Here is a 17,341-nt window from a genome sequence, read left to right on the forward strand (position 1 = left end):
GGTGCACTTACGGAAAATCTACTGGGGTAGTATGAAGATTTCGAGATAGCCTGCTCCACGTTCGAGTTCGCCCAGTGAGGCAGGAAATGTAATATTTGCCAGTGCGGCAGTGGGAAAACCTGCACGGAGCTTCAAGAGGCCATCCTTATTGCCATCGCCACATAAGGCCAGCGCCAGATCCTCTATGCTGGGATTGTGTCCCACGAGCAACAGCGTCGGCACATCGCCATGTTCACGTATGGCTTGCATGTAGTCAGCCGCGCCGCCGCTATAGAGCGTATCGTCGACGATGGTTTCGACCTCGATACCCAGACGTTCAATAATGCCTAACGCGGTTTCTCGCGTTCTACATGAACCGGAAAGAACCACCCGATCAGGATAAAGATCGATCGACTTCATCGTCCTTGCAAGCCGGTCGAGCGAAGCTTTGCCTTCCTGATCAAGAGGACGGTCGAAATCCTTCATTCCAGGTTTCGCCCACACGGCTTTAGCATGTCTAAGAAGAAGCAAACGACTCATCTGTAACGTTCCAAGCTGTGTTTTGTGAGCATTTTCGACCATATTTCGAGCGCAATTGAGCGCTCCGGTGGTCCATTCTCCCGATTTCTTGATGTCTGTCAGCATTATTTATAGGTGCCACATGCCTAATTATTGGGCTGATTATGCTTCCATAGGTTGATGATGACAGTGACTGGAAAATATACCCACTTTATTGGCAATTGATTGAAGTTATTCTGAAAGTCCAAAGAGCAATTTTTTGCGTGCAGTTTTGAATTGCATAATTTTGATGCAAAATCATACAAAATTGATGCACTAAAAAGTAGTGGGATACGGTTGTTTGATGTTGTGTCCTTGTTGCTATGGAACTATATAACCGCTCGCGTCTCCTAGATGTGGGGTAATTCAGAATGAGTGAATTGATTGACCTTGACTATAGGCCCACTGAAGACGAGCCGTTCATGAATGAGCGGCAGAAGTCTTACTTCCGCGCGAAACTGGTCGCGTGGAAGAATGATATTCTGCGAGAAGCGCGTGAAACGCTTGAGGCGCTACAGCAGGAAAATGCAAACCACCCGGACCTGGCGGACAGGGCATCCTCCGAAACGGATCGGGCAATTGAGCTACGTGCTCGCGACAGACAGCGCAAATTGATCTCCAAAATCGACGCAGCATTGAGCCGCATTGATGAAGGAACATACGGCTTCTGCGAGGAAACGGGAGAACCTATCAGCTTGAAGCGGCTTGATGCGCGTCCAATCGCTACGCTATCTATCGAAGCGCAGGAGCGCCATGAGCGTCGTGAGAAAGTCTATCGCGACGACTAAGCTTCGAGACGGTTTGAAAAATTTATAGGCTGCGGTTTCCGCAGCCTATTTTCTTTGTATCGAGACAAATTTTGGCCGGAAGTTCAGCTTCTGCGAATTTCATCCTTGGTCAATTCACCGAGAAGCTTTTCCATTTCATCTTCGATATCATCCTTCGCCTTGTCTTCGACAACGTCGTCCATTGCGGAAATATCAAGTGAGCTTAGAAGCTCATTCTCGAAGAATTCAGTATCGAATGAGATCGCGTCTTTGGCGTCATCGCTGGCGGCACTCTCCGAATTGACGTCTGCAGCGATTGCTTCGTGCAACGCACCGCCGAGATCGGCCAGATTATCGCTCGGCGTTTCTACTGCTACGGCCTCTGTTTCTACAGGCTTTGACTTGGCAACCACGATTTCCGGCTCGACGCGCTCCGGTTCCGAAGGGGCGCTGAATGCCGGAGCTGCAGTCGCAGAGACTGTAGGTCTGGTTACATCGACCGAAGGAGATTTATCCGCAACCGTTGTTTCACGCTCGGGAACGATGCTGCCAAGATTTGCTGAAGCAACCGATGCGGCGGCGGCAACACCGGCTGCAGTGGCGGTCGCACCGGACGAGGTTGAACTCAGAACGCCGCGCGAAACCTGGCTCAATGGATAGGCCGGATGTGCACGTGTTGACTGCGGCTGTGCTTGCGCGGGGCGGGGCGGCAATACGGTGCGTGGCTGCGGCGGATAGTTCGGCGCCGGGCGCGGTTGAGGCCGTGGTTGGGGTGGCTGAGCGGATTTCTGCTCGACAGGTGGTCGCGGCGGGATTGGTGCCGTCGGCGCCTGCGGCGGCACACGAACAGGTGCAGCAGCCTGCTGGACCGGCTCTTCTCGTGCTGGCTCAGGCTTGCGGTAGACCGGTGCTTCGATTGCGGAGGTGATCTGGATCGCTTCGTCCTTCTCTTCGGCCTGCGGTGATTGCAGTGAGAGAGCAGGGCGCTCCGTCTTGTCATTGGTCAGGGTTGCTTCGTGCTGCTTGAAGCGTTCGATATGTTCAGGCTCGATGCGTGAAGCTTGCACACGCGCATGAACCCGCGATTCCATGACAATATTCTGTTCCACCACAACATCGGTTGGTCCGCCGATGAGCAGGAGATGTTCCACGTCGTCGCGGCGAATAAGCACGAGCTTGCGTCGGCTGTCGACTGCTGCTGCGTCCATTACCGAAAGGCGCGGTTGTCGCGTACGCCCGTTGGAAACGAAAGTACCACCGCTGAAACGGCGAATGATACTGAGAACAACGAAAATTCCGCCAAGAATGATCGCAAATATTAGGATGAAGCCAACAATATTAGCCGCACTCTCTCCAACGATGCCGCTGAGCCATTCCTTCATGCGGATACCCTCTTATACAATAAACGAAAACCTGCGACGAATGGAGACTGCGCTTCCCCCGGCACTCCGCATCATCACATGATTGGTACAGTAGTTGAATTTCTAAGCCTTGGGAATGTTTCTTGGAAATGCGAGAAATATATGATCCCCAGGCAAAACGGTGCAAAAAAGTCCAATTTGCACCGTTTCAGTACGGCAATGCTTGTACTGCTCGCCGATTAAAGCATTCTGCGAATCGGATATACCCTGACATATTGGCTGCGTGTTCCCACGTGGGAGCTGAACTGTGCGGAAAAGTGCATTCGAGAAAATCGGATATGCGGATGATTGAAATGACGTCTTGGCTGATCGAAAAAATGCCTGGCACCCGGGGCACCCGGATGCCTGTTTGTGCTCGGCCACGCAACATGAAAGGGCAGCAGGCTTGATGTCGCGACAGACGGACAACGCTTACCCGAAACCGCTCGTAATGCCCAAGCGCAATCGCAGCGGAGCTCTTCGCCTGCTGATCGTCGGTATTTTGCTTACGGTCGCCGCAATCGCCTATTTTGTGTTCCGCGACCAGCTTGGAGATGGATTCGCCCTCGTTCTTATGGGCGTTCTGTCGATGGTCGGCGTATTCTACCTTTTCGGCGCAGCAACGGGTCTCATTCAATTCAGCCAGAAGAACGGTGAACAGGACCTCGCTCATTCCTTCATGGATTCGCAGCCGGAAGGGACTGTCATTTCCGACGCACGCGGCCAGATCGTTTACGCCAATCAGGCTTATGCCGTCATGACTGGTGTTGCGAATGCCGAAGGAGTCCGTTCGCTCGATAATGTGCTGACGGCAGAACCCGCGGCATCCGATGCCATATACCGTCTGACGAATGCCGTTCGCGATGGTTTGTCGGCACAGGAGGAAGTGCGTCTTTCCGGCGGCCTTTCTCGTGAGGGGCATGGCTCGCTGGCGCCTGTCTGGTATCGCATCAAGGCGCGTCCCGTTGAAGCCGGACACGAATTCAAAAGCCCGCTCGTCGCGTGGCAGATTGCCGATATTTCCGACGAGCGTGCGGAGCAGGAGCGCTTCTTTCAGGAGCTGCAGGAAGCGATCAATCACCTCGATCACGCGCCAGCCGGGTTCTTTTCTGCCGACCCTTCCGGCCGGATCATCTACCTCAATGCGACGCTTGCAGAGTGGCTCGGTGTCGATCTGACCCAGTTCACACCGGGATCGTTGACACTCAACGATATAGTGGCAGGCAGTGGAATGGCGCTCATCAAGGCGGTGAAAGCCGAGCCGGGCACAAGCCGCAACACTGTCATCGATCTTGATCTGATCAAGCGGAACGGACAGAGCCTCGCCGTTCGCTTCTATCACCGTGTCCAGGCTGCGCGTGATGGAACGCGCGGTACGAGCCGTACCATCGTTCTGGATCGTGCGGAGGGCGAAGATTCATCAATGGCGCTGCGTTCCGCAGAAGTGCGCTTCACGCGTTTCTTCAACTCGGCTCCGATGGCCATCGCTGCGGTTGATTCTGCCGGACATATACTGCGCACCAATGCGCGCTTCCTCGATATTTTCGCTCCTGTTGTCGATCGCGATGCGATTGACTGCAATGCGAAGCTTGAAATTGTCGTGCATGAACGCGACCGCGAGACCTTCAACAGAGCGCTTGCCGCAGCCTTTGCAGGACAGGCAAGCATTTCGCCTGTTGATACGGTGTTGCCGGGCAACGAAGAGCGGCACATCCGCTTTTATATGAGCCCTGTAACTGATCTGGGCGGCGAGCGCGCCGAAGAAGCGGCGATTATCTCGGCTGTCGAAACAACCGAGCAGAAAGCCCTTGAAAACCAGATGGCGCAGAGCCAGAAGATGCAGGCTGTCGGCCAGCTTGCAGGTGGTATTGCGCACGACTTCAACAACGTTCTGACGGCGATCATCATGTCGTCGGACCTGCTGCTGACCAACCATCGCGCATCCGATCCGTCGTTCCCGGACATTATGAACATCAAGCAGAACGCCAATCGTGCGGCCTCGCTTGTGCGCCAGCTGCTGGCATTCTCGCGCCGTCAGACGCTTCGTCCGGAAGTACTCGACCTGACCGACGTTCTTGCAGATCTGCGTATGCTTCTGGCTCGCCTTGTCGGCAAGGATATAGAGCTGAAGATCGATCATGGACGTGATCTCTGGCCGGCCAAGGCCGATCTCGGACAGTTCGAACAGGTTGCTGTCAATCTCGCGGTCAATGCACGTGATGCCATGCCGGACGGCGGCGAAATCACGTTGCGTACCCGTAACATGTCGACGCAGGAAGTCGCAAAGCTGCATTATCGCGATCTTCCGGAAGCGGACTATGTGGTCTTCGAAGTGGAAGACACCGGGACGGGTATTCCTGCGGATGTGCTCGAAAAGATTTTCGAGCCGTTCTTCACGACGAAGGAAGTGGGCAAGGGTACGGGCCTTGGGCTGTCGATGGTCTACGGGATCATCAAACAGACCGGTGGCTTCATCTATTGTGATTCTGAGGTTGGAAAAGGCACGACATTCAAGATCTTCCTGCCGCGCCTCATCGAGGAAAAACGCGCCGACGATGCGCCGGTTGTCGTGAAGGAAAAGAAGGTCGAGAAAGCAACCGATCTTTCCGGTTCCGCGACCGTTCTCCTGGTGGAAGACGAAGACGCGGTCCGTATGGGCGGCGTGCGCGCACTCCAGTCACGCGGTTATACAGTCCACGAAGCGGCTTCCGGTGTCGAAGCGCTTGAAGTCATGGCAGAACTTGGCGGTGAGGTGGATATCGTCGTATCGGATGTCGTCATGCCGGAAATGGATGGCCCGACACTGCTGCGTGAGCTTCGCAAGACGTATCCTGATATCAAATTCATCTTCGTGTCGGGTTACGCGGAGGATGCCTTTGCGCGCAATCTTCCAGCTGATGCCAAGTTCGGGTTCCTGCCAAAGCCGTTCTCACTCAAGCAGTTGGCGACCACAGTTAAGGAAATGCTGGAGAAGCAGGATTAATACTTCGGCGAGGCTGATACCGTGATGCCTGAAGGCAATATTGCCATTCTCGGAGGCGGGCCATCTGGTCTGATGGCCGCCGAAAGACTGTCAGCGCGAGGCTATCGCGTGACGGTCTACGAGCAGATGCCGACAGTTGGCCGCAAGTTCCTGCTTGCCGGAAAGTCAGGGCTGAACATTACGCATTCGGAAGATTATGTAACTTTCGCGAAACGTTTCGGTTCAAGCATTGACCGTATATTGCCAGCCTTGACGACTTTCGGCCCGACCGAATTACGTGCCTGGGCGGATGAATTGGGTGCCGAGACATTTGTCGGCTCATCCGGTCGTGTCTTTCCCAAAGCGATGAAAGCGTCTCCGCTTTTGCGGGCTTGGGGAAAACGTCTGGAAGATCAGGGTGTTCGCATTCTCACCCGACATCGCTGGATTGGCTTCGAGGGCAATAGTCTCAAGATCGAGAACCCTGACGGTGTTCAGACGATTACATGTGATGCTACGCTCTTTGCTTTTGGTGGCGGAAGCTGGCCGAAGCTTGGTTCCAACGGCCTCTGGATCAATGAGTTTCAGCGAAGGTCAATCGATATAGCGCCGTTTCAATCCGCAAATTGCGGTTTTGACGTTGCCTGGAGCGACTTCTTTGCTGAACGCTTCGCCGGTGAACCGGTGAAGTCTGTTATCGCAACTTCCCATGCAGGCGCGACACAGGGCGAGTTTGTCATTACACGCGGTGGGGTTGAGGGTAGTCTCATCTATGCGCATTCCGCAGCTCTGCGCGACAGCTTGCAGAAACATGGAAAGGCATTTCTGACGCTCGATCTTGTTCCTGGACGAACTATCGAGCGACTGGAAAGCGATATTGCTCGGCAGGATACAAAGCTGAGCTTCGGCAATCTGTTGCGCAAGGCTGCAGGTCTGACGGGCGTGAAGGCAGCTCTTGTGACGGAATTTACCCGCGACAGAAGCCCGAAAGTGCTGGCCACTGCGATCAAAGCTATTTCCATTCCACTGCTCCGTCCGCGCCCGCTGGATGAAGCGATTTCGTCGGCAGGCGGTATTCGTTGGCACGAAATCGACAAGAACTACATGCTGGCGAAGCTACCCGGCATTTTCGTTGTCGGAGAAATGATCGACTGGGAGGCTCCAACTGGCGGCTATCTCCTGACTGCCTGTTTCGCGATGGGCCGCGCGGCGGCGGACGGTATCGATGCATGGCTCGAAGCAGGTAACACGTTCGGCGGGAAATAAGACGACACTGACTTCTTTAAGTGGAAATCAGCACATTCGGATATACGGCTGATCGACTGCGGGCTAAGCTGCCGGACAGTGGCATTGAATGTTTGCCGTCTGAGGGGAAGGTACATTCGCATGAATTCAGCTTCTGCCGTCGCTTCACATCCGCTTTTGAGACAAAGAGACGGGCACCATGCCCGGGTGACATTCGAGGAATTGTTCTTCGATTTGGTCTATGTTTTCGCGGTTACGCAGCTCAGTCATGAACTTCTGCACAATCTGACGCTCACCGGTGTTGTCGAAACGCTGATCCTCTGGTTCGCGGTATGGCTCGGCTGGCAATATACCTGCTGGGTGACAAACTGGTTCAACCCGGAAACGCCGCAGATACGCAGCCTCTTGTTCTGCGTCATGCTGCTCGGTTTGGTGATGGCATCGTCCATCCCCGGTGCTTTTGCTGACAAAGGCTGGATATTTGCTCTGGCCTATGTGGCGATTCAGGTCGGCAAAACAGCCTATATCGTGTTTGTTCTGGGGCAGGACCATCCACTTGCCGCCAATTACAGGCGTATGCTCGGTTGGCTCACTATTTCCGCTGTCTTCTGGATAGCCGGTTGTTTTGTCGAACATGAAGCTCGTATGGCGCTGTGGCTTATTGCCGTGCTTTGCGAGTATTTATCGCCGATGTTCGGCTTTGCGCTACCGGGTCTCGGACGCTCTCACACCAGTGATTGGACCATTGAAGGCGGACATCTGGCGGAGCGTTGCCAGTTGTTCGTAATCGTGGCACTTGGCGAAACGGTTTTGGCTACCGGGGCAACCCTTGCAAATGCTGAAGTCTGGAATTTGGCCCTCATGTCGGCGCTGCTGGCCACTTTTCTCGGGACGCTTGCCATGTGGTGGCTCTACTTTGGCACCTCCAGCAAGGATGCGACAGATACGATCACCCACTCCACTGATCCTGGACGGATTGGCGCATATTTCCACTATGTTCACGCCATTCTGGTGGCCGGGATTATCGCAACGGCAGTTGGAAACGATCTTGTCATGGCCCATCCGCATGATCCGTTGAAGACTGCTTACGTTCTTGTTCTTGTCGTAGGACCGGCGATCTATCTGATTGGCAGCGCCATCTACAAGAAGGTTGTCTATGGCGTTATTCCCACGTCACACGTCTTTGGTGTTTTGGCTCTACTGGCAGCGATCCCGGTCGGCTATATGGCCGATCTATTGGAAATGGGCATACTGACGACGGTTATCATGTTGGTCGTGAGTGTTTGGGAGGGGCGCAATAAAAGACTACGTTTGGCTGCGATGGTAGGATAGGTGGGCTTTCGACGCCGCCGTCCGATCCCTATCTACGGACACAAATCATATTTCGGAAGCCTATAGCGCATCATGTCAGATATACAGTCCGTCGATCAGCAGCCAGCCGATAATGGCCATGTGAAAGTCGCCCGCAAGGTCGACATTGTGGTTATTGGAGCCGGGCAGGCGGGACTCTCGTCGGCCTATCATCTGAATAAGCTTGGTCTCGCAGGCGAACGGCAATTCGTGGTTCTGGACAAGGCCACAGGGCCGGGCGGAGCCTGGCAATTCCGCTGGCCTTCGCTAACTCTCCAGACTGCCAACGCCATTCACGATCTCCCTGGCATGAAGTTCGAGGATATTATCGAAACGACCAATGGCGAGGTGCGTGCATCGGTTGCCGTCCCACAATATTACCGCGCCTATGAGGAAGCCTTCGATCTTCCGGTGCACCGTCCTGTGGCCGTGAAAGTCGTTTGCGATCGTGGCGAACGGCTTCGTGTGGAGACAGATCGGGGCAACTATTCGGCACGCGGGATCATCAACGCGACCGGCACATGGGAGTCTCCTTATATCCCACCCTATCCGGGTGCGGAGCTTTTCAAAGGCCAGCAACTTCACACGCGGGATTATCAGACAGCTGACGCCTTCAAGGGCAAACGTGTTCTTGTCGTAGGCGCGGGTATCTCGGCTGTGCAGCTTCTGGGCGAGATATCGCGTGTGACGGAAACCGTATGGGTCACGCGCAAAGAACCTGCTTTCCGGAAAGGTCCGTTTACACCGGAGTTGGGCCGTGCTGCCGTGGCTTTGGTTGAGGAAAGGGTACGCCGGGGCTTGCCACCTGGATCGGTCGTTTCAGTAACGGGGCTGCCGTTGACGCCGGCCATTGAAGCGGCACGCGCTCGCGGTGTGCTCAACCGTTTGTCCATGTTCAGCGAAATCACGGAAACAGGTGTTCGGTGGGACGATGGAAGTGAACAATCCTTTGATGTTATTTTGTGGTGCACAGGATTTCGCAGTTCGCTCGACCATCTTGCCCCGCTGCAATTGCGCAATGCGGAAGCCGGTATTCTCATGACTGGACGCCTGGCAACACAGGTGGCCGCCGATCCCCGTATTCATCTTGTTGGTTATGGCCCATCTGCCTCGACCATCGGTGCAAACAGGGCAGGTGGTGCCGCCGCGCGGGAGTTGGCAAGTTATCTCGGCTTGGTATGATTGACGTAACGACTATTTGCGAGGGGCAGCATGAAGCGTATTCTGAAGTTTGTCGGTGGTCTTCTGCTCGTCATCGTACTGGGAGCAATTCTCTGGCTGGCGGTTCGGCCGCCTGAGCTGTTGCGTGTCGGCACCGGCTATGCTGCCAAGATTGTCTGTTCAAATGTTTTCATTGCCGGTCGGGATGCTGATGCCGTCCTTGCAGACGATGTTCAGGCACCTGGAAACCCGCTGCTGCGGTTTCTGAATGCCTCCCTCGACAAGAATAATAGCAGTGTGATGGTGCGGATTTTCGGCTTCTTTGCACAAAGTACCGCAATCTATCGCCCAGCGCTGGGATGCGCGAATATCCAGAAAGATGATTTGCGCGTTGAAATTCCGACCGGCCCGCAGGTGCCCGCAGAACCGATCCGGATTGAGACCGATCCAGCGGTGCAGGCTGTGATTGAGGATCAGGCTCTGGCCGGGCCGGGAATGCGTGCAATCGCAGTTATTCGCGATGGCAAGCTGATCGCGGAGACGTATGGTCCGGGCTTTAATGCGGATACGCCTTTGCTGGGCTGGTCCATGACCAAATCCGTCATCGCGACACTGATCGGCATGCGCATTGCTGAAGGGCGCATGAGTTTGGAAAGCACAGCCCTTTTACCGGAATGGAAGAACGATGAGCGGGCAAAGATTTCTCTCGCAAATCTGATGGCGATGAATAGCGGTCTGCGCTTCGATGAGGACTACGGCACAGTAACGGATGTCACGCGCATGCTTTATCTGGAGCCGGATATGGCCGGGTTTGCTGCGTCTTTGCCGCTGGAGGCGGCGTCAGGGACGAAATTCAATTATTCCAGTGGAACGGCGAATATTCTGTCAGAGCTTTTCATGGATAGTTTTAACAGCCGCGAGGAGGCGCTGGCTTATCCGCGGCTTGCCCTATTCGGTCCGCTTGGCATGAACAGCGTCATTTTGGAGACGGATGCGTCAGGCGTCTTTGCCGGTTCTTCCTATATGTACGCTACCGCCCGTGATTGGGCTCGGTTGGGCGCGTTTCTCGCGGACGGTGGAAACCTGTACGGAAAGCCGATCCTGCCTGCGGACTATATTTCATTTATGCGCAAACCCAGGCCCGAATCCGAAGGGCGCTATGGTTCCGCTCAAGTCTGGCTGCAGATTAGCGGTGTGAAGGCAGGTGAGGATGGCATTCCGGAAGACGCATTCTGGATGTCGGGCCATGACGGGCAAAGCGTCATGATCGTTCCTTCAATGCATCTTGCTGTCGTCCGTCTTGGCCTGACACCGTCCCGGGCACGCTATAATGTTCAACGTTTGAACGCCAAGGTGATTGAGGCTGCTCGACAGGCGCATTGATTGTCAGTTTGCGAAAATCGTTACCGCTCGGATTCTGGAAGGTGCTGAGGCCGAATTCCGGCAACACCGCGTAAAGGTGATCGAAAATATCTGATTGAATCTGTTCGAATGACGCCCAGACGGTCGTGTTCGTAAAGCAGTAGATTTCCAGCGGCAGTCCTTCGGGAGTAGGGTCCATCTGGCGCACCAGCAATGTCATGCCTTTGTGTATGCCGGGGTGATTGCGCAGATAATTGTCTACATAGGCCCGAAACGTACCGACATTGGTGAACTGACGCCTGTTGACCGGATTGTTGGCGCGGTCGCCAAGCTTCTGGTTCCATTCGGCGATTTCCTTGGCCTTCTTGGGCAGATAATCCGCCAGCCAATCAACTGTGCCAAGTCTGGCTCGCTCGTCATCCGACAGAAAACGAATGGTGTTTTGATCGATATAAAGCGCGCGCTTGATGCGGCGCCCGCCGGATTCCTGCATGCCGCGATAGTTCTTCATCGGCTCGGTGATGAGCTTGCGGATCGGAATGGTGGTGATCGTCTTGTCGAAATTCTGGACCTTGACGGTATAGAGCGCGATTTCCGTGACATCGCCATTGGCGTCGAGATTCTTCATTTCAATCCAGTCGCCGACACGAACCATGTTGGACGAGGCGATCTGCATACTGGCGACCAAAGAAAGCAATGTGTCCTGAAAGACAAGGATTAGCACCGCGGCCATAGCACCGACACCGGAAAGAAGGATAACCGGCGACTTGTCCAGCAGTGTCGCAATGACAAGGACTGCCGCCACGATGTAGACAGCAAGTTTGGCCACCTGAATGTAGCCCTTTATGGGGCGGTATCTGGCTTCGGGACGGCGATGATAGAGCGTATCGATCAGCCCAAAGACTGAATTGACCGCCAAAGCCAGCGTCAGAATGATGAAAGCTATCGCTACATTCCGAATAACGGTGATCACGCCTTCGGGCAGGCCCTGCACCGCCATGATCCCGGATGAAATAATCAACGCCGGAACGATATTGGCAAGACGGCTGATGACACTGTGTCTTTTAAGCTCTTCGTCTTGTCCGAAAGAGGTTTTCTGGACAAGACGTTCGAGTAGTTTGAGCAAAATCGCCTTGATTAGAAAGTTTGCAATGAAAGCTGAAAGAAATAATCCTCCAAGCGCCACAAGGGTTTCCGCCCAGGGATGAGCAATAAAAAATTCGGACAATAGACTTTCCTGAGATTAACCTGGTGAAAATTGGGGGCCGTGTTGCGATGCTTGTATCATGTTCTACCAGGAATTAAGGCGGCCATATGAATATTTCAACCGCGAGTAATGGTTATTTGCATCAAAACCCCGGCCATAAGGCCGGGGGGGGTAGACTTGTCGTATTGCTCATCGAGACCGTATCATTGGGCTGGAGGTGGTGATGCCGGAGCTGTATCGCTTGCCGGGGCATCAATCGTCGGGGCATTGGTCTCGTTTGCTGCTGATGGGTCGGCTACACCGTCCACAAAAAGCTTCGAGCGATCGAATGCCGGCGCATCGGTCAACTGCTGTTTGGTCGCCTTTATGACCAGCCATTTTTTGCCGTCACTGCGGGTTGCAAGCTGCAGTTGATCCGGGCTTACAGCGACGTCCTTCTCGCCGATTCCAAGAAAACCACCCACGCCGATCACCGCAGCTTCAATGTCACCTTCGGGGCTGGCGATAAGATCATTCAGCTTGCCGACAGTCTGGGCGTCAGCAGTATCACTTTCATAGACGTTCTGTCCGATGAAAGAGGTGACGAGAAGCTGGCCCTCTTTCGGTTCCAGAAAGCCGACCTTGTCGGTCTCACCCGATGTGGGATTGCCAAACATGTCCTTGGACGAAACCGGCATTTCCTCTGCCGCAGCCGGTGGCTCGGCAGGTGCTGGCGTTGGTGCAGTTGTCTGAGCATAAGCAGCGCCACCTATCAGCAATGCACACGTCGTCGTCAGAAGTGTAGTCCTGAACATAACTATCTCCTTTATACGTTCGGTTGCTTAGGTTGAACGTGGAAATAGTCGGTTCGTTCCGAAATTTGTCGAATCTCAATATTTCATCATAGAAATATAATTCTATATAATTTTTCTTTGAAAATACTTATGGAAAAGAAAAGCCCGCATAAAGCGGGCTTTTTTATTTTCGTATTCAACGAACTAGACTTAGCTGCAGCCACTCGTTGCACCGCAAGTGTCACACTTGAGACACGTTCCGTTGCGAACCATGGTAAAGTTCTGGCATTCGGTGCAGCTGTCGCCGGTATAGCCCTGCATCATCGACTTGATGCGGCGGTCAGCTTCCAGCTTCTTGGCGGCATTCGCACTTTCCGCGCGGGCGGAAGCAGCGTCTGCTGCAGCCTTATCCGAGAAAAGTTCGGTTGCCGTTGCTGATGTGCTTTCCTGCTGCTGTGCCGGAACAGGTTGCTCTTCCAACTCCCGCTTGAAGGCGGTCGCACCATCCGTCACCAGACCGATTGTTGCAGGGCGATTGCCCGTCGGCGTGGTTGACTTCAAGGTTGTGACGTTGGAAGCCTGCGGCGCAGAATTTGTCGATCCCTTGGCTTCGTTAGTCGAGTTGGTCACCAGAGTGGGCTTGTAACCACGCGTCCAACCGGTCGAGACCAGATTGGTCTTACCTTCCTTGATACCCTTGCCTAGCGCCGTATTACCGAAATCGCTTGTGTCGACATGGGCGAGGTCATTGCGTCCGAGATAGGACACTGCCAGCTCACGGAAGACATAGTCGATGATCGACGTTGCGGTCTTGATGGCATCGTTGCCGATGACCATGCCTGCCGGTTCGAATTTCGTGAAAGTGAAGGCTTCCACATACTCCTCGAGCGGTACGCCATACTGCAAGCCGAGCGATACGGCGATGGCGAAGTTGTTCATCATTGCACGGAAAGCAGCGCCTTCCTTATGCATATCAATGAAGATTTCACCGAGACGTCCATTACCGAACTCGCCGGTGCGCAGATAGACCTTGTGACCGCCAACGACTGCCTTCTGCGTATAACCCTGACGACGGTTCGGCAGCTTTTCGCGCTCATGCACGATCTTTTCGACAACCTTTTCGACGATACGCTCGGTTACCTGAACGGCGCGGGCTGCAGCAGGGGCTTCGATCAGTGCCTCGACTGCATCGTCTTCGTCCTCATCATCCGAGATGAGGGCGGCGTTGAGCGGCTGCGAAAGCTTGGAGCCGTCGCGATAAAGCGCATTGGCCTTGAGCGCCAGCTTCCAGGACAGCATATAGGCGTTCTTGCAGTCCTCGACGGTTGCGTCATTCGGCATGTTGATCGTCTTGGAGATCGCACCCGAAATGAACGGCTGTGCGGCTGCCATCATGCGAATGTGGCTATCCACCGAGAGATAACGCTTGCCGATCTTGCCACAAGGATTGGCGCAATCGAACACGGCGTAGTGCTCTTCCTTGAGGAACGGCGCCCCTTCGAGGGTCATTGCGCCGCAAACATGGATGTTGGCAGCTTCGATGTCCTTCTTGGCGAAACCCAGCGCCGGGAGCATCTCGAACGAGAAATCGTTGAGCTGTTCATCGGTGAGCTTCAGCACGTCCTTGCAGAAGTCTTCGCCCAGCGTCCACTTGTTGAAAGCAAACTTGATGTCGAATGCGCTTTTGAGAGCAGCATTCAGGGCTTCGATCTTCTCGTCGGTGAAGCCCTTGGACTTCAGAGAAGACGGGTTGATGCCCGGAGCCTGATTGATGTTGCCGTGACCGACAGCATAGGCTTCGATTTCAGCGATCTGGCTTTCCGAATAACCGAGCGTGCGGAGTGCTTCCGGTACGGCGCGGTTGATGATCTTGAAGTAACCACCGCCAGCGAGCTTCTTGAACTTCACCAGCGCAAAATCAGGCTCGATGCCGGTCGTGTCGCAGTCCATGACGAGGCCGATCGTGCCGGTAGGCGCGATGACGGTGGACTGTGCATTGCGGTAGCCATGCTTTTCGCCAAGTTCCAGCGCCTTGTCCCAGGCAGCACGTGCATGGGTAATCATATCCTGATCCGGGCAATCCTCGGCAATCAGTGCAACCGGATTGACAGCAAGTCCTTCATAACCTTCCGTCTGGCCATGGGCTGCGAGGCGATGGTTGCGAATGACGCGCAACATATGCTCGGCGTTTGGCTCATAGCTCGGGAAGGTTCCGAGTTCCTTTGCCATTTCAGCGGAGGTGGCATAGGCCACACCGGTCATGATCGCCGTCAGCGCGCCACAAATTGCACGGCCTTCGTCGGAGTCATAAGGAATACCGGAAGTCATCAACAGGCCGCCAATATTGGCGTAGCCGAGGCCGAGCGTGCGGTATTCATAAGAAAGACGGGCGATTTCCTTCGACGGGAACTGCGCCATCATCACCGAAATTTCGAGAACGATGGTCCACAGGCGTGCCGTGTGCTCGTAAGCTGCAATATCGAATGAACCATCCTTGTTGCGATAGGTGAGCAGGTTGATCGACGCCAGATTGCAAGCCGTGTCGTCAAGGAACATGTATTCCGAGCACGGATTGGAAGCGCGGATCGGACCGGCGGTCGGGCAGGTGTGCCAGTCGTTCATGGTCGTGTTGTAGTGCAGGCCCGGATCAGCGGACGCCCAGGCGGCGTAACCGATCTTTTCCCACAAATCGCGCGCCTTCAGCGTCTTCATAACGCGACCGTCGCGACGAGCTGTCAGGTTCCAGTCGCCGTCGTTTTCGACAGCGCGCAGGAATTCGTCCTTCAGCGAAACGGAATTGTTGGAATTCTGGCCCGAAACAGTGAGATAGGCTTCCGAATCCCAGTCTGTATCGTAGGTCTTGAACTGAATGTCGGTGTAGCCCTGACGCGCGAACTGGATCACACGCTTGACGTAGTTTTCCGGAACCTGATTCTTCTTTGCGGCCTTGATTTCGCGCTTCAGGGCAGGGTTCTTCGCCGGATCGAAACAATCATCATTGTCCGCTTCGCAGTTGACGCAAGCCTTCATGATGGCGGTCAGATGCTGCTTGACGATCTTGGAACCGGTGACGAGCGAAGCAACCTTCTGCTCTTCCTTGACCTTCCAGTCGATATATTCCTCGATATCCGGATGATCGATGTCGACGACGACCATCTTGGCGGCGCGGCGGGTCGTGCCGCCCGACTTGATCGCACCTGCGGCGCGGTCGCCGATCTTCAGGAAGCTCATCAGACCGGAGGATTTGCCACCACCGGAAAGTTTTTCACCTTCGCCGCGCAGATAGCTGAAGTTAGAGCCCGTGCCGGAGCCATACTTGAACAGGCGCGCTTCACGGACCCACAGATCCATGATGCCGCCTTCATTGACGAGGTCGTCGCCAACGGACTGAATGAAGCAGGCATGCGGCTGCGGATGTTCGTAGGCCGACTTGGACTTGGTCAGTTTGCCGGTCTGCCAGTCGACATAGAAATGGCCCTGGCCGGGACCGTCGATGCCATAGGCCCAATGCAGGCCGGTGTTGAACCATTGCGGGCTGTTTGGAGCCACACGTTGGGTCGCGAGCATATAGGCAAGCTCGTCGCGGAAGGCGAGGGCATCTTCCTCAGAGGCGAAATAGCCACCCTTCCAGCCCCAATAGGTCCAGGTGCCGGCGAGACGGTCGAAAACCTGGCAGGCGTCCATTTCGGAGCCGTAGCGCTCATTTTCAGGCAGCTTGGCAAGCGCGTCCTCGTCAGCGACCGAGCGCCACAGCCATGAGGGAACGTCGTTCTCCTCGATCTTCTTCAGCTGTGCGGGAACGCCAGCCTTGCGGAAGTACTTCTGTGCAAGAATGTCCGCGGCGACTTGGCTGAACTGCGCGGGCACATTGATGTTCTCAAGACGGAATACGATGGATCCATCGGGATTCTTGATCTCGCTGGTCGCAGTCCGGAACGCGATGTCCGCATAGGCCGACTGATTCTCTTTCGTGAAACGGCGTTCGATCTTCATCTGTCCCATCCAAACGTTCTATATATAGTAGCTCTAGTGACGGTTTTCAGCCACGGCCTGTCTGTATCGCGTCTCTGTCAAAACAGCTCTTCTGCGGGGAGGAGCGTCTTGTTGGGGAGAAAACTCCCGGAAATCCGCTTCCACCTCATCAAAGCCCACGAAAAAACGCCTCAGGGGAGCTTAATTGCAACCTTGCTAGCGCGATCGCGATCAAAAATCGGCGGAACGAAAAATACCTTATCTTGTAAGAAGCATGAGCGCAAATACTAAATCTAGTGTTAACGCAGTTTCTGATCGATGTTGCATCTGCTTCTCCAGAGAAGGGCGCACCCAGAATTTGGGCGCAAGAAAGCACCGAGCGAAAACCGCACTTTCAAAGCGCAACGCCCGTTCGATACTCAACTTGACCGAAAAAAGGACCGGCAGATTACAACGCCCGATCACGCTACTTACGCAACGATAGTATCATAAAAAACGACTCGGCTTCGAGCGTCAAGCAATGGTTTGTTGTAACGCTCCAGCATCTAGATATTGTGCGTAACAGCTTGGGGCAAATGTGGATAACGGGGAGAAGCGACACTTTT

Annotated in this window: 10 protein-coding genes and 1 pseudogene; 6 read left to right on the forward strand and 5 right to left on the reverse strand. The window is 54.6% G+C overall.

The window, feature by feature from the left end; genetic code table 11:
* Positions 1 to 18: 18 nt before the first annotated feature.
* Positions 19 to 519, reverse strand: a complete 501-nt coding sequence (locus AAE521_RS03095; RefSeq protein WP_342060435.1) for a SixA phosphatase family protein — start codon at positions 517 to 519, stop codon at positions 19 to 21.
* Between the two features lie 389 nt (positions 520 to 908).
* Here AAE521_RS03095 and dksA point away from each other — a divergent pair, with 389 nt between their 5' ends.
* A complete protein-coding gene (gene dksA / locus AAE521_RS03100; protein ID WP_010660068.1) occupies positions 909 to 1,325 on the forward strand; it encodes an RNA polymerase-binding protein DksA in 417 nt (138 codons plus the stop codon).
* An 83-nt stretch (positions 1,326 to 1,408) separates the two neighbouring features.
* Here the strand turns inward: dksA and AAE521_RS03105 are convergent, their stop codons facing one another.
* Entirely contained in the window at positions 1,409 to 2,686 is a 1,278-nt protein-coding gene (locus AAE521_RS03105) for a hypothetical protein (RefSeq protein WP_342060436.1), read from the reverse strand.
* Between the two features lie 427 nt (positions 2,687 to 3,113).
* Here AAE521_RS03105 and cckA point away from each other — a divergent pair, with 427 nt between their 5' ends.
* The 5 genes and pseudogenes from cckA to AAE521_RS03130 form a co-directional block, all read left to right on the forward strand.
* Complete coding sequence (cckA, locus tag AAE521_RS03110; RefSeq protein ID WP_342060437.1) at positions 3,114 to 5,687, forward strand: cell cycle histidine kinase CckA; 2,574 nt, start codon at positions 3,114 to 3,116, stop codon at positions 5,685 to 5,687.
* 24 nt (positions 5,688 to 5,711) lie between these two features.
* Positions 5,712 to 6,932: a TIGR03862 family flavoprotein gene (locus AAE521_RS03115; RefSeq protein WP_342060438.1), complete on the forward strand. Its 1,221-nt coding sequence runs from the start codon at positions 5,712 to 5,714 to the stop codon at positions 6,930 to 6,932.
* A 120-nt stretch (positions 6,933 to 7,052) separates the two neighbouring features.
* Entirely contained in the window at positions 7,053 to 8,243 is a 1,191-nt protein-coding gene (locus tag AAE521_RS03120; RefSeq protein ID WP_071630193.1) for a low temperature requirement protein A, read from the forward strand.
* Between the two features lie 72 nt (positions 8,244 to 8,315).
* Positions 8,316 to 9,443, forward strand: a complete 1,128-nt coding sequence (locus AAE521_RS03125) for an NAD(P)-binding domain-containing protein (protein ID WP_206044264.1) — start codon at positions 8,316 to 8,318, stop codon at positions 9,441 to 9,443.
* Positions 9,444 to 9,473: 30 nt separating this feature from the next.
* Positions 9,474 to 10,787, forward strand: a pseudogene (locus AAE521_RS03130) (serine hydrolase domain-containing protein); the annotation flags it as partial.
* Here AAE521_RS03130 and AAE521_RS03135 read toward each other — a convergent pair.
* The 3 genes from AAE521_RS03135 to AAE521_RS03145 form a co-directional block, all read right to left on the reverse strand.
* Positions 10,684 to 12,012 (reverse strand): mechanosensitive ion channel family protein, encoded by a 1,329-nt coding sequence (locus AAE521_RS03135; RefSeq protein WP_342060439.1) that lies wholly within the window; start codon positions 12,010 to 12,012, stop codon positions 10,684 to 10,686. The pseudogene AAE521_RS03130 and the gene AAE521_RS03135 sit on opposite strands and share 104 nt — an antisense overlap.
* A 182-nt stretch (positions 12,013 to 12,194) precedes the next feature.
* Positions 12,195 to 12,785 carry a PRC-barrel domain-containing protein gene (locus AAE521_RS03140; RefSeq protein ID WP_342060440.1) on the reverse strand — a complete coding sequence of 197 codons (591 nt, stop codon included), beginning with the start codon at positions 12,783 to 12,785 and terminating at the stop codon, positions 12,195 to 12,197.
* Between the two features lie 189 nt (positions 12,786 to 12,974).
* Positions 12,975 to 16,757, reverse strand: coding sequence for a vitamin B12-dependent ribonucleotide reductase (locus AAE521_RS03145; RefSeq protein WP_071630239.1), 3,783 nt, complete (start codon positions 16,755 to 16,757; stop codon positions 12,975 to 12,977).
* Positions 16,758 to 17,341 lie beyond the last annotated feature (584 nt).

The organism is Brucella cytisi, assembly GCF_038433355.1.
GTDB lineage: Bacteria > Pseudomonadota > Alphaproteobacteria > Rhizobiales > Rhizobiaceae > Brucella > Brucella cytisi.

What these genes read in the sequence shown, in the direction of transcription:
- AAE521_RS03145 (WP_071630239.1), bottom strand. Translation starts at nt 16,757, where the DNA reads ATGAAGATCGAACGCCGTTTCACGAAAGAGAATCAGTCGGCCTATGCG.
- AAE521_RS03125 (WP_206044264.1), top strand. Translation starts at nt 8,316, where the DNA reads ATGTCAGATATACAGTCCGTCGATCAGCAGCCAGCCGATAATGGCCAT.
- cckA (WP_342060437.1), top strand. Translation starts at nt 3,114, where the DNA reads ATGTCGCGACAGACGGACAACGCTTACCCGAAACCGCTCGTAATGCCC.
- AAE521_RS03115 (WP_342060438.1), top strand. Translation starts at nt 5,712, where the DNA reads ATGCCTGAAGGCAATATTGCCATTCTCGGAGGCGGGCCATCTGGTCTG.
- AAE521_RS03140 (WP_342060440.1), bottom strand. Translation starts at nt 12,785, where the DNA reads ATGTTCAGGACTACACTTCTGACGACGACGTGTGCATTGCTGATAGGT.
- AAE521_RS03105 (WP_342060436.1), bottom strand. Translation starts at nt 2,686, where the DNA reads ATGAAGGAATGGCTCAGCGGCATCGTTGGAGAGAGTGCGGCTAATATT.
- dksA (WP_010660068.1), top strand. Translation starts at nt 909, where the DNA reads ATGAGTGAATTGATTGACCTTGACTATAGGCCCACTGAAGACGAGCCG.
- AAE521_RS03095 (WP_342060435.1), bottom strand. Translation starts at nt 519, where the DNA reads ATGAGTCGTTTGCTTCTTCTTAGACATGCTAAAGCCGTGTGGGCGAAA.
- AAE521_RS03120 (WP_071630193.1), top strand. Translation starts at nt 7,053, where the DNA reads ATGAATTCAGCTTCTGCCGTCGCTTCACATCCGCTTTTGAGACAAAGA.